Below are 12,579 nucleotides of genomic sequence, written 5' to 3'. Positions count from 1 at the left end.
GAGCCTAAAGGCGTCTTTTTTTAAATGATAAAGGAATCAGCTCTACAGGAGAAAGGGGGAAGGCGATGAACGGGGGAAAGAATGCAGTTGCCCGGAGTGGGGTTGTGCTGTTGTGCGGGTTGTTATTATCGGGATTCACGGGTAATCCGCTGTCAGCATTTGGTGCAGTGTACGGAGGGACAGGTCCTGTAACGGCTGGACAAGTAGGCGGAGTTAAACCTGTGAACAAGGAGCAAGTGGCTAAGCCCGTAGCAGATCCGGTTCCACAAATTATCCGGGCGGTCTCGCCGTCCGTTGTGGGCATTATCGGTAAAGCAAGCGGGGATGCCAGCGGCCCGGATGACCGTTACAATCTGACACACGGCTCAGGAATTATTGTCAAAGCGGACGGGTGGATCATTACCAATGCGCATGTCATGACGGGGCTGCAAAATGCGGTAGTGGTTACCTCTGACGGTACAAGCTATAACATCACAGATACATATATGGATGAGTTCAGTGATCTTGCACTGATCAAAATCAAGGCCAAATCCCTGAAGCCTGCAACATTCGCCAGTACCTCAGCGGGTCTGCAGGTGGGAGACAAGGTTATAGCAATTGGGACACCGATATCCTTCTCACTCAGAAATTCGGCTACCGTGGGCGTGATCAGCGGTCTCAATCGTTCGGTGGATGCGGCTTACCGGCTTATTCAGAGCGATACGGCGATTAACCCAGGCAATAGCGGGGGGCCGCTGGTCAGCATGAAGGGTGAGGTCCTTGGAATCAACAGCTTAAAATACGCAGCAGTAGGTGTAGAGAATATGGGGTTCTCCATCCCCGCAGATACGGTACAGTACATTATGAATCAGCTCCTTAAATACGGGGAGGTCCGGCGTCCGAGTCTCGGGGTGGAGCTGGAGGAGAGCTGGCCCGTCATTGTGGGGCTGCCTACGCAGGAGCCTTTAACGGTTACGAAGGTGGCCACTGCAGAAGCACGAAAGGCAGGAATTGCCGAGGGAGATGCGCTGTATGCGATAGACGGCCACCGGGTCACGTCGCTTGTGGACATTAATGAATGGTTCAAGCAATACAAACCGGGTGCAGTGGTCAAGCTGCTCATGCAAAGTGACGGCGATATCGTCGCCAGAAGCCTTGTTCTGGGCCAAGGTGATCCATTGGTGAATACGGAAGAGGCGGAGGGGGATGGCGATGATCAGGCGGAAGAGTAGAAGGCTTGCAGAAGCAGGAACGCCGCGATTGGGGATGGGTTATATACTCCGTGGACTGTCTGTCATGCTGGTAGTGCTTTTGCTGCTAGCTGTATTTCCTGGTATGAATGCCTATGCGGCAGAAACTCCGATTCTAAAGCTAAGCCTCAAAGTAGGCAGTACATCTGCAAAGGTTAACGGCGAACCGATATTGATTCAGAAACCTTTTACGGAGAGCGGGGCGGTCATGGTACCGCTGGGGATTTTCAAAAAAGCATTCGGCAGCACAGTCTCTCTTGAAGGTAACAATGTAGTGAAGCTGATGTACGGTCCGCATACCGGAGCGATGACGATAGGCAGTACCACTGCCTGGAAGGATGGCGTCAAAATTAAGCTTGCTGCGCCGCCGCGGATGGTTTCCGGTGTGCTGATGGTGCCCCTACGGTTCGTGACCGGAGTGCTCGGTGCGCGGATTACTGCGGCAGATGGCGGGGGATTACTGGTGACACTTACTCCTTCGGAGAAGGAGGCGGCAGCAGAACCGGAGAGCGGCATCGACAGTGATGTCGGCAAGACCCGGATCGGCAACAGTTATTTTGAATGGAGCATGAATTATCCTCCCGGACTTGTCGTGGGTGACAGCGGTGGGAATGAGAATGTAGCGACTTTTATGAGTGCAGAGAATGATTATTATCTGGAGGTCCATGCTTCACCGCAGGAGGTGCTGCTTGATCCGGAAGGGCTGCTGGAGAATCTGGTGCGGTCATCGGAGGAGGGCGGAGAGACTGTACTGGACCGGGAGGTTGTGCCTGAAGCCAAGGTTCCTTACGCCCGGATAGTCAGCAAGGATTCCAGCGGAGCGCTATGGGAAGGCAGGCAATATTATGCTGACGGCAGGCTGTATGAAATTTATCTGACGGACGATAACGCAGTGAACTATAAAGATCTGGATCAGTATGCCGTGCTGCTGGACTCCTTCCAACCTTCCTATAATTCTTCCGACAAAAGCATCCGCGATCTCTCCACAGTCACAAACGGGCTGCGCGAAGGATATAACGAAGACTACGGAATCTCGCTGCTGGTGCCGGCAGACTGGAGTGTGGATGACCAGCATTTATTGTATGAGAGCAAACAGGGAAGTTATCTGCGTGTAAAAGTGAGCTCCGCCCCTGCGGGCTCAACGCTTGAGAGCTGGAGCCGGGAACTGGAGTCGCAGCTGCGTGACACCTATGTGACCGAAGCCTATACCCTGAAGAACGGCATTGCAGGCAAAGTCTCCGGTGAGCCGGTATTGATTAATGAAATCGGACTCAATCCAGGCAACGGCTGGAGTACGGAATATCAAATTCTGCTGCTGAAGAACGGCTATCGCTATTATTTTGAATACCGGACAGCATCGGGACAGGATGACGACAAGGCGCGGTTCACAGATGTGCTAAACTCCATCGATATTGATTTTGAGCAGATCAAGGAGAACTTTGGCCGTCTGGAAACCGATGATTACGCACTGCTCAGCACAAAGTCGATCCCTAAGAGCTCCAAAGCTTACGGCTACAGCATTGATATTCCGCGCCTATGGACGCCATATCAGGATCTTTTTGAGAGCCAGACCGTGGAATACCGCTTCACCGGCGGACGGTTCCAGATCTACGCCAGTCCGGATGTTACCATGGAATATGCCGTCAGCCAGCTGCAGAGCTATTACCAGAATACCAAAAAAGACCCGAAAGGGCCGCAGGTGAAAAGTGTGGAGGAAACCACCTTTGCGGGAGTGCCTGCCACAATTCTCACCGTACAGCAGACCAAGAACAGTATCCCTGTGAGCACGCGAAACATCATTTTCGGCAAAAATGATGTGGTCTACACGATCACCGTCACGCTGAACGATGCCAATGCAACAGCCAGCCTGCAGGCGGTGTTGGAGAGGGTGCTGGGGTCGTTTGGGTGGGGGGAAGTAGGGGGAATGGGCTAGACGTAAATTTATGGTAGTCCTTTGACAAGAAACTAAAGAACAGAAAATAACGCCCTAGGCTAACGATGAGCCGGGGCGTTATTTTTGTTGAATTTTAGAATGGATTCAGTATTTAATATACAAAATTAAGTTTAACGTCTTTTAACTGCGGTGCGTTCTCATCTTTAACAGACAGCACTGGTATAACATCAATCGGCCACTCAATGGCGATATCAGGGTCATTCCACAGAATTCCGCCGTCGCATTCAGGTGCATACAACTCGTCGCATTTGTATTGGACTTCTACATCCTCAGTTAGCGTCATGAAACCGTGGGCAAAGCCTTTAGGGATCAGAAGTTGCTTCTTGTTCTCGGCTGTAAGTTCAATTCCGAACCACTTGCCGTAAGAAGGACTGCCTTGACGGATATCCACAGCCACATCAAAAATGGATCCGCGTGTGCAGCGGACAAGCTTGGTCTGCGCCTTTGGATTTAATTGAAAATGAAGTCCCCGCAGGGTTCCCTTTACAGCTGAATAAGATTGATTGTCCTGAACGAACTGATAATTGATGTTTTGTTCCTGAAATTTAGCCTCGCTGTAGGTTTCCATGAACCAGCCGCGGTGGTCTCCAAAGACTGCCGGTTCGACAACGAGAACATCTTCCAGATTGGTTTTGGTAAACTTCATCTTATTCACTCTTTCTATTGTTTAAAATTGGATTTTACCAGTAGCAACTTTGATCAGATATTGTCCATAGCCGGTCTTGCTCAGCTTATGTCCGCAGTCCAGCAGATGTTCCTTTGTAATCCAGCCGTTGATATAAGCAATCTCTTCTGGTGCGGAGATTTTAATACCTTGATGGTCTTCAATCGTTCTTACGAAATTGGTGGCGTCGACCAGACTCTGGTGTGTTCCGGTATCCAGCCAAGTGAAACCTCGCCCAAGCAGAGCGACATCCAGTTCTCCAAGCTTCAGATAGGCCTCGTTAATCGAGGTGATTTCGAGCTCACCACGGTGCGATGGCTTGACTTCCTTAGCAATAGAAATCACCCGGTTATCATAAAAATACAGGCCGGTAACCGCATAATTAGATTTCGGATGCTCCGGTTTCTCTTCAATGCTGAGAGCCTTGCCGTCTACGTCGAATTCCACTACACCAAAGCGTTCGGGATCGGGTACATGGTAGCCAAATACGGTCGCTCCACTTGTTTTGCCGGCTGCTTGTTTCAACATTTTGGTCATGCCATTCCCGTAGTATATATTATCTCCGAGAATCATAGCTACAGAATCTTCCCCGATGAACGATTCGCCCAGAATGAAAGCCTGTGCCAATCCGTCCGGGCTCGGCTGGACAATGTACTGCAGCGAAATTCCGAACTGGGAGCCATCGCCGAGTAAATGCTCGAACCGTGGTGTATCCTCAGCGGTAGAAATGATAAGAATCTCTTTGATACCTGCCAGCATCAGCGTAGACAGAGGATAATAAATCATTGGTTTGTCATAGACCGGCAATAACTGTTTGCTGGTCACCATTGTGAGAGGATAAAGGCGGGTCCCGCTTCCTCCCGCAAGAATTATGCCTTTCATAACTATTTTCAACTCTCCTTTTGCTACATATAAATTTTGGGAACAGTGAGATCTTTTGCGTATTTATTCTTTTCCATTCATATTTTACGCTGGTTATTCTTGCTTTGTCTATTAAAGCAAGAATGCAGGCTTGTATAAAGATATTTTAAAGTTGAAAATTCATCCAAGTGTTTCTATTGTGCTGGCAGATAGCTGTGATATTTGATACAATTGATTAGTTAGAGGGATGACATACATCCGCCAGAACGGCGGTTTAGGAGGATATAAATGAAAGAGCAAGGATTACGCAGAGAAGACGTAGAACTACTGGCTCCGGCGGGAGACTGGGACTGCATGCGTGCAGCAGTGGCGAACGGGGCGGATGCTGTCTTTTTTGGCGTAGAGAAATTCAATGCACGGGCCAGAGCCAACAACTTCCGCATGGATGAGCTGCCGGAGATTATGGCCTTTCTGCACAGCTATGGAGTGAAGGGGTTTCTGACCTTTAATATACTTGTGTTTGAGAATGAGCTGCCGGATGCCAAAGAACTGATCGATGCCTGCGTGGATGCCGGTGTGGATGCGGTCATTGTACAGGACTTGGGTCTGGTCCAGATGATTCGTGAGATCTCTCCGGATTTCCCGATTCATGGCTCTACACAAATGACAATTACTTCACCGGAAGCGGTGGAATTCACGAAGCCTTGGGGGCTGGAGCGTGTGGTACTAGGCCGTGAAAATAATCTGAAGCAGATCCGCACGATTGGCGAACAAGCCCGCCTGCCGATGGAAGTCTTCGTGCATGGTGCACTATGTGTATCCTATTCCGGACAATGTCTGACTTCCGAAATGTGGGGCGGACGCTCTGCGAACCGCGGAGAATGTGCCCAGGCCTGCCGCCTGCCGTATGACCTGGTGGTAGACGGAGAAGTGAAGCCGATGGGGGATGTAACCTACCTGCTGTCCCCGAAAGATCTTGCCGCTATTGATCTGATGCCTGAACTGATTGAAGCAGGAGTGACCTCTTTCAAAATTGAAGGCCGGCTCAAGACTCCCGAATACGTTGCGAATGTGGTTAGTAAATACCGCAAAGCGATTGATAAGTATTTTGACGGTAACTGGACACCGACCTCGAAGGAGGACATGCGTGAGCTGCAGCAGAGCTTCTCGCGCGGCTTCACTCATGGTTTCCTGGACGGAACTAACAATAAGAAATTAGTAGATGGCACCTTCCCGAAAAGCAGGGGTGTATTCATGGGAACCGTCGAACAGATTCTGCGCGATGGTGTGGTCTGCCGCATTCATGCTCCGCTTAAGCGCGGTGACGGGATTGTGTTCGATGCTGGAGACCCGACGAAGAAGGAAGAAGGCGGCCGCGTCTACGATCTGCGCCGCAAAGGCGTCAAGCTGGAAGGCGAAGCCGGCGAAGGCTGGGTTATCGACATCGTGCCCGGCCGCAATGACGTGGATCTGCGTCGTCTCCATGTTGGCGACCGCATCTGGAAGACGAATGATCCGGCACTCGACAAGGCGCTGCGCCAGTCGTTCGAGACCGAGAAGCCGTACCGGGTATTCCCGGTTCATGTGAGAGTGCAAGGCTGCGCCGGTGAGAAGCTGACGACTTGGTGGACGGACATTCAGAAGAAGGTAACCGTCCGTGTGGACTCGGAGCTCGCGCTGGAGACAGCGCAGAAGCGTCCGATGGACACCGCGCTGCTGGAAGAACAATTCGGCCGCCTGGGCGGAACCGTGTTCCAGCTTGAAGCGCTGGAGTCGCATCTGCAAGGCGACGTGATCGTGCCTATGCGCGAGCTGAACAGCATCCGCCGCCAGGCGGTGGAGCTGCTTGCAGGCGAGCGCCCAAAGCCTCCCGTGTATGTGAAACGGGAGGTAGAGGTCTACGGCGGCGCCTCCCGCAGGGGCGCCGCAGAGGCGCGCGGTGAAGCGGAGCTCACCGCGCTGTGCCGCAGCCTGCCGCAGGTGCAGGCTGCACTTGAAGCCGGCGTAACAAGCATTTACGCCGATTTCGAGTTCATCAAGCAGTTCCCGGCGGCAGTAGACGCTGTGCGGGCTGCAGGGGCCAGCATCACGCTGGCCACACCGCGCATCCATATGCCGAACGAGAACGGCTACCATGCCAACATCCTGCGGCTGCAGCCGGATGCTGTGCTGGTGCGCAATACCGGCGCGCTGTATTATTACCTGCGCCATCGGATGGAGCATCCGGATGCTGTGCATCCCCGGCTGATCGGCGATTTCTCGCTGAACATCGCCAACCACAGAGCGGTCGATCTGTTCCTGAATGCCGGCTGTGACGTGGTAACACCGTCGTATGATCTGAACATCCAGCAGATGGTTGATCTGCTCGGACACAGCGACACCTCGCGGATGGAGGTTGTTATTCACCAGCATCTGCCGATGTTCCACACCGAGCACTGCGTGTACTGTACCTTCATGAGTGAAGGTACAGACTATACCAACTGCGGACGTCCTTGCGAGGAGCAGCGTGCATCGCTGCAGGACCGCATTGGCATGTCTCATCCCGTCCGTGTGGATGAAGGCTGCCGTAACACTGTCTATAACGCTGTTGAACAGTCAGGTGCAGAATACCTGAATCACTTCCGTGAGCTTGGCGTATCTTCTTTCCGTGTAGAGTTCCTAGAGGAAACACCAGAGCAGGTAGCTGAGGTTATCAGCCTGTACAGCCGCGCACTTCGCGGAGAAATCTCCGGAACGCAGGTTTGGAAGAGCCTGAAGGCCACCAACCAGCTTGGGGTTACACGCGGGCAGTTGGTTAATGCGAAGTAAGCAATTTGTGTAATCTTCAGACGTATATGTACTGATGCAGGATCTAATAAATACATGCTAGGCCAGACTGCCTTTGAGGAGAAATACACTCTCAGGACATCTGGCCTTTGCTTTTTTTACATCTGTTCCAAGATGCAACACAATCACCCTGCCAAAAATCTGCTATAACTGCTATAATTGAATCAAATATGCCATTTTTCTATAAGAAATTAGTGGTGAAAACAAGAAGCCAGAAGGAGCTATGTCATGAAGATCCGTAAAGCCATTATTCCCGCGGCTGGTCTGGGTACCCGATTTCTGCCCGCAACCAAAGCGATGCCCAAAGAAATGCTGCCGATTGTAGATAAACCGACAATCCAATATATTGTTGAAGAAGCAGTAGCTTCCGGGATTGAAGATATCATTATTGTGACGGGGAAAGGCAAGCGTGCAATTGAAGACCACTTCGACAACTCATTCGAACTGGAGTTTAACCTGGCTGAGAAGCAGAAGTGGGAGCTGCTGGAATCGGTACGTAAATCCTCGGAAATGGCCGATATCCACTACATCCGTCAAAAAGAACCGCGCGGCCTCGGACATGCCATCTGGTGCGCACGTAAATTCATCGGCAATGAACCTTTTGCTGTTCTGCTTGGGGATGACATTGTAGAGTCGGATAAGCCATGTCTGAAGCAGATGATTGATGTATACGATCAGTACAAATCCTCTATTGTGGGAGTTCAACAGGTGCCGTGGGAAGAAGTTTCCCGGTATGGACTGGTGGATGGAATTGAATTAGCAGAACGTGTCTACAAGGCCAACCGCCTAGTCGAAAAGCCGAAGAGAGAAGATGCTCCTTCCAACCTGGCGATCCTGGGACGGTATATCCTGACTCCGCGTATCTTCGACATGCTTGGCGAACAGCAGGTGGGTGTAGGCGGAGAGATTCAGCTTACGGATGCTATCTCCCGCTTAAGTGAAGTGGAGCGGATTATTGCGTATGATTTCGAAGGCAAACGTCATGATGTCGGCGAGAAGATGGGATTCATCCAGACAAGTATCCATTATGCGCTTCAGCATGAGGAGCTCAAAGAAGGGCTGTTGCAGTATCTCAAAGAAGTAATCGAGAATGAAGAGAAGCTGTACAGCAGGTAGCAGGTTGAATCATTATTAACTACAATTCTTGCGCGAAATATAATCATTTAATCTTAAAAAAGCGGCCCACTGTACCCAGACAGTGGACCGCTTTTCTCTATGTGTGCTTATGATGTTTCCTTTGAATGATTAGTACTGTGTATTCACAATGATGTCAATCTCTGCAGCCTCTGCAGGATCAGCGGCAATGAGCTTATCATAGACCGTCTGGTCCTGCGCGGACTCAGATTTCTTCAGTGCAGCTAAATACCAGCGGGCTGCTTCGCGGTTGGCTGCATCACTGTAATCATCGCTCAAGGCAAGCTTTAAAGTCGCTGCGGCTGTCTGTATCTGACCTGCCATATACTGAAGTTTTCCTGCGTTCAAGTTGATTGACGAAGGAAGAGGCTGGCCTTGCAGATCAGATGCCACTTGATTGTAGGCATCGAGTCCAATGTTGAGATGAATGATTTTGTTAGCCTCATCCTGCTGAGCGAAGGATTGTTGCGCCAGTTCAAAGGCACGGGCGATAAGAGAGCTATACCAGTTAGTGTCCCATAGTGTTGTGCTACTGACGATATCTGCATAATTGTCTGCAAAACCAAGCTTCAAGGTAGCGGCTGCTTGCTCAGCTTGTCCTGACAGCATTTGCAGCTTGCCTGCATTCAATGCAATTGTTGGCGTGATTGAGAACGGACGGCCCTGCAGCTGTTCAGGCGGCAAAGTCTTCAGGTGCTCTACCCCGTCAACCACATGCTGGTATGCTTCAAGACCGGCAGTCAGGTACTCCTGTTTCTTAGCTTCGTCTTTTTGCACATTGGCTGCAGCTGCAAAAGCCTGTGCACGGCTAATCAATGCCTCATACCAATCGATATCCCAATTGAATTTATCTGCATTGTCGCGGTAGACATTGAAGCCCAGATCACTTTGTCCTTTGAGATCGTAGTAACTAATCAATTGTTTCAGTAGATCTTTATTGTAAGGCTCATCCTTGAGTGCACGGCTCAGAACATTATAAGCTTCAGCCAGATACTGCTCATCTTGTGTTTGTTTAAAGACCGTCAGGTCAAGGGAAGCAAGGTAGATTGCCGCTTCCGGATGGAAAGGACGACTCTGCAGTGCTTCGACCAGCGGAGTCTTAATCTCTTCATAGGATTGGCTGACGTTAACCAGGTTCTTGCCCTTAAGTGCGGCATTACTGGATCCGATATAGCTGATGGACAGGAAGAGCAGGAACACAGAGCCGATGGCCAGCACAGCAAAGTACCCGAAGCGCAGTCCAGCCTTGTTCCAGCTCTGGCGCAGCGGCTTGTTGTCCATAACTGCTCCCATACCTGCCAAACCAATGAATACCAGAATCCCCATGAACGCATAACTCATATTAAAGTCCAGCAGACTGTGAACAAGAATGGATAGAGCGATAATGTAGAAGAAGAATCCATTGTTGAACTCGTCCTTGTCCCGTTTCAGGTAAGCGCGGATGTATTTATAGAAAATATACCCGATAAAGCCCATAAACACGATAAATCCGACGATCCCCACTTCAATTAAATACTGCAGGAAGAAATTGTGAACCTGACGGCTTACATAAGGGTTGTTTTGATAATGTTCATATAAGGAAGACCAGCCTCCGCCGCCGGATCCAATGATCGGATAATCCTTCACAACCTTCATAGCATCTTTATAAAAGGTGATGCGCTCCAGTACACTATGCTGTTTGAAGTTGATGTTCTCCAGCCGTGTTTCGATATTGTCAGGGAAAACGCTGCGTAAGCTTGTACCAATAAGCAGGAAAGCAGCGATTGCTACAAGTAAGATCGAGCCGAGTGGAATCCACAGCCCTGTCAATTTGCGTGTTTCCCAGCTTCCCAGCTTCTTTTGCAGCCACGGAGCGGCGAAACGCTGAATCGCCCAGCCAAGAGCTGCAACAACCGCTGAGGCCACGAGCAGGTACGCCCACGCTTTTAACGCGGCTGAAGAAGTGAAGGCAGTATTCAGCTCTGTACCAAGGGTAGTTAGAGGGCTTGTAACCAGCAGGGCAGCGATACCAGAAACCGCAAGATGAATAATCCACAGAATCTGCTGAGCAGGCTTCAGGAACAACAGAAGAAGAATAAACACTACAGGCAGCATTACGAGTCCGCCACGGGATAAGGTCAGCAGCAGAGACACAATAATCGGTACAAGCATGAAGCTGTGAGTCAATGTGCCATACCATTTTTTAGAGCGGACGAGCGCAAACACTGCGACAAATAAGAAAGCCATCAGGAAAGCTGCGTAAGTATTGGCATACTGGAAAATTGAAGTCAGACGCAGGCCGTTAGAGTCTGTCATCACGGCGTCCAAATATTTACCACTGCGTACAGTGTTAGAGAACCAGCCTACCATACTGCCAGCGAATTTCGAGCTGCCGAGCCAGTTTAACAGCCCAAATCCGACAATGAAATAAGCGATTGCCAAAATGGCATTCTGAATGACAACATTTAGTTGCTTTTGCTGGAGCAGATATAACGCTATAATGAATATTGCGACATACATGCTCTGTATAAACAGCAGGTTCATCGCCATATAATGCGAAACAGCGCCAATAAGCGACAACGCATACGTAGCGGGAAGCAGCAGCGAGGCCACAGCCAGCAAGTCCCGCTGACCCTCCAGCTTGAACTTTGTGAAGTACAAGCCTATCCATACCAGCAGCAAGAGGCTGCTCAGCAGCGAAGACACATAAATCGGCTTCTCGAAGTCGATCTGCTGCCCATTAAATAATCCCACTTGAAACGGGGTCCAAACCAAAAACACAATGAAACCAATAACCAAAGCCCATATGTAACTGGATATCTTTTCAACATTTCTCGACTGTACAGCATTTTTACCGTATACTGGTTTCGACACGTTATGATCTCCTTTTTCTGTAGGTACGAGGATATTTTAGCATAATGTTAAATGTAGTCGCTACTTTAAATGGAAATAATGAAACTAATGCTCTATTGGATGGAACCGAAGTGCAATAAAATGTATAATAATTTACCTTTGTACGATTATTAATCTTGTTGTTCATTAGGAGATAGACCTTACCCTTATTCATATTACTGGTATTTTTAGGATTATTTAATGGAGTGTTTTTGCTTAAAACAAATAAAAATGAATAGGTGATTATTGAAGTGAGCGAAGTTAAAAAATATCTATCAAATTTCTTAAGGTATCAAGAATTGCTAAAGTTGCTAGTTTTCAAAGATATTAAAATTAAGTACAAAAGATCTGTGTTAGGGATATTATGGAGCGTTTTAAATCCTTTATTTACAATGTTAATAATCACTTTGGTCTTTAGTGAATTATTCAAGTTTAATGTAGAATATTTTGCTGCTTATGTTATTACCGGACAAGTGCTTTTCACCTTTTTTTCCGACTCTACATCATTAGCAATGACATCCATTTTTTCTTCGGGTCAAATAATTAAAAAGGTATATGTGCCTAAATATATTTTTCCATTATCTAAGATAGCCTATTCACTTGTTAACATGTTGTTTTCATTTTGCGCCGTATTAATTGTTTGTGTGTTTACAGGGGTTCAATTAAAATGGACTATTCTGTTTTCCTTTGTATCAATAGCATATGTTTTTATTTTCAGTATTGGTATTGGATTGATCTTATGTAGTCTAGTTATATTTTTTAGGGATATTGAGCATATTTATGGTGTCTTATTAACAGCTTGGATGTATGCAACTCCCATTATCTATCCTATGGCAACAATGCCTGATAGGTACCTCTTTTTACTCTATAGTAACCCTATGTTCTATTTTGTTACTCATTTTAGAGAAGGGTTGATATATGGTCGGATTCCTTCTTTTGAACTTAATTTTCAATGTTTTAACTATGCGCTTGTAACAATGCTGATTGGATTTTATATGTTTAAGAAACGACAAGATAAATTTATATTATATATATAAGGA

At 48.5% G+C, this 12,579-nt stretch carries 8 protein-coding genes; 5 read left to right on the top strand and 3 right to left on the bottom strand.

Going from position 1 to position 12,579, the window contains the following annotated elements; translation table 11 throughout:
• Positions 1 to 65 precede the first annotated feature (65 nt).
• Positions 66 to 1,211: a S1C family serine protease gene (locus R50912_RS30045; RefSeq protein WP_081956719.1), complete on the top strand. Its 1,146-nt coding sequence runs from the start codon at positions 66 to 68 to the stop codon at positions 1,209 to 1,211.
• Positions 1,192 to 3,162, top strand: coding sequence for a copper amine oxidase N-terminal domain-containing protein (locus R50912_RS30040; RefSeq protein WP_197073001.1), 1,971 nt, complete (start codon positions 1,192 to 1,194; stop codon positions 3,160 to 3,162). The genes R50912_RS30045 and R50912_RS30040 overlap by 20 nt, the downstream gene beginning before the upstream one ends.
• A 112-nt stretch (positions 3,163 to 3,274) precedes the next feature.
• Here the strand turns inward: R50912_RS30040 and rfbC are convergent, their stop codons facing one another.
• Complete coding sequence (rfbC, locus tag R50912_RS30035; protein ID WP_042240107.1) at positions 3,275 to 3,829, bottom strand: dTDP-4-dehydrorhamnose 3,5-epimerase; 555 nt, start codon at positions 3,827 to 3,829, stop codon at positions 3,275 to 3,277.
• Between the two features lie 21 nt (positions 3,830 to 3,850).
• Entirely contained in the window at positions 3,851 to 4,729 is an 879-nt protein-coding gene (gene rfbA / locus R50912_RS30030) for a glucose-1-phosphate thymidylyltransferase RfbA (protein WP_042240103.1), read from the bottom strand.
• Between the two features lie 267 nt (positions 4,730 to 4,996).
• Between rfbA and R50912_RS30025 the strand changes: the two genes are divergently transcribed.
• Together R50912_RS30025 and galU are read left to right on the top strand one after the other, a co-directional pair.
• A complete protein-coding gene (locus R50912_RS30025; protein ID WP_042240100.1) occupies positions 4,997 to 7,516 on the top strand; it encodes a U32 family peptidase in 2,520 nt (839 codons plus the stop codon).
• Positions 7,517 to 7,762: 246 nt separating this feature from the next.
• A complete protein-coding gene (galU, locus tag R50912_RS30020; RefSeq protein ID WP_042240096.1) occupies positions 7,763 to 8,650 on the top strand; it encodes a UTP--glucose-1-phosphate uridylyltransferase GalU in 888 nt (295 codons plus the stop codon).
• A gap of 129 nt (positions 8,651 to 8,779) precedes the next feature.
• On the opposite strand, the gene R50912_RS30015 is transcribed toward galU, so the two are convergent.
• On the bottom strand, positions 8,780 to 11,521 hold the full coding sequence (locus R50912_RS30015; protein ID WP_042240094.1) for an O-antigen ligase family protein: 2,742 nt from the start codon (positions 11,519 to 11,521) through the stop codon (positions 8,780 to 8,782).
• Positions 11,522 to 11,790: 269 nt separating this feature from the next.
• Here R50912_RS30015 and R50912_RS30010 point away from each other — a divergent pair, with 269 nt between their 5' ends.
• Positions 11,791 to 12,576 carry an ABC transporter permease gene (locus tag R50912_RS30010; RefSeq protein WP_042240090.1) on the top strand — a complete coding sequence of 262 codons (786 nt, stop codon included), beginning with the start codon at positions 11,791 to 11,793 and terminating at the stop codon, positions 12,574 to 12,576.
• The last annotated feature ends 3 nt before the right edge of the window (positions 12,577 to 12,579 follow it).

This window comes from Paenibacillus sp. FSL R5-0912, assembly GCF_000758605.1.
Taxonomy (GTDB): domain Bacteria; phylum Bacillota; class Bacilli; order Paenibacillales; family Paenibacillaceae; genus Paenibacillus_AQ.
This window is presented reverse-complemented; position numbering and strand designations above follow the sequence as displayed.

Excerpts from the sequence above, each read along its gene's own strand:
- R50912_RS30045 (WP_081956719.1), top strand. The coding sequence starts at position 66 with ATGAACGGGGGAAAGAATGCAGTTGCCCGGAGTGGGGTTGTGCTGTTG.
- R50912_RS30040 (WP_197073001.1), top strand. The coding sequence starts at position 1,192 with ATGATCAGGCGGAAGAGTAGAAGGCTTGCAGAAGCAGGAACGCCGCGA.
- rfbC (WP_042240107.1), bottom strand. The coding sequence starts at position 3,829 with ATGAAGTTTACCAAAACCAATCTGGAAGATGTTCTCGTTGTCGAACCG.
- rfbA (WP_042240103.1), bottom strand. The coding sequence starts at position 4,729 with ATGAAAGGCATAATTCTTGCGGGAGGAAGCGGGACCCGCCTTTATCCT.
- R50912_RS30025 (WP_042240100.1), top strand. The coding sequence starts at position 4,997 with ATGAAAGAGCAAGGATTACGCAGAGAAGACGTAGAACTACTGGCTCCG.
- galU (WP_042240096.1), top strand. The coding sequence starts at position 7,763 with ATGAAGATCCGTAAAGCCATTATTCCCGCGGCTGGTCTGGGTACCCGA.